Below are 581 nucleotides of genomic sequence, written 5' to 3' on the forward strand. Positions count from 1 at the left end.
CCAGCGGGCCAAGCGCCTTCCCGGCTACGGCCCCTCAGCTCAAACGTTAGGCCGCACGACGGAACACCGGGGGCACCCCGAGAGGTTCACTGTTCTCGGTCCTGCCCTCGGCATCAGCGAAGCGAGTTGAAGGCGCGGGCGACCGTCCGATCATCCAGCGCCGCCATCACGCTGTCTTCTTGTGCGTCCCGTCGCACAGTGGTGAGTTCCCAGTCCCTTTGCATCCGCAGAAGTAGACGGTTGTGCTCTCCGCCGCCGTGTACTTCACCGGCGTGAACTGACGCTCCGCCTTGTGTGTGCCGTCGCAGAACGGCTGGTTCTTGCTCTGCCCACAAGCACACCACCAGTAGTCTTTGCCCGCTTCAACAGCTACTGGGAAGGGCGTGTTGCTGGCCCGAACGGGTGTAGCCATGGTGCACTCCTTGTGTGAACTCGCACTCCTCGCGCTTCGCACTGCGTGGTCCCAGCCGGCCTCGCCAGCTTGGGTATCACAGTCCGTGCGCAACTATGCGCCTAGTCCGAGAGTGCGGCCTAACCCTTCGCTCGAGAGGGACCTCCACCGGCAAGGCACTTGGCCCGCG

At 64.2% G+C, this 581-nt stretch carries 1 protein-coding gene; it reads right to left on the reverse strand.

Annotation, left to right across the window (positions count from 1 at the left end; all coding sequences use genetic code 11):
- Positions 1–166 precede the first annotated feature (166 nt).
- Positions 167–412, reverse strand: coding sequence for a CDGSH iron-sulfur domain-containing protein (locus D9C15_RS33255; RefSeq protein ID WP_128003727.1), 246 nt, complete (start codon positions 410–412; stop codon positions 167–169).
- Positions 413–581 lie beyond the last annotated feature (169 nt).

Source organism: Piscinibacter defluvii (assembly GCF_004011805.1).
Classification (GTDB): domain Bacteria; phylum Pseudomonadota; class Gammaproteobacteria; order Burkholderiales; family Burkholderiaceae_C; genus Piscinibacter; species Piscinibacter defluvii.

Excerpts from the sequence above, each read along its gene's own strand:
- D9C15_RS33255 (WP_128003727.1), bottom strand. The coding sequence starts at position 412 with ATGGCTACACCCGTTCGGGCCAGCAACACGCCCTTCCCAGTAGCTGTT.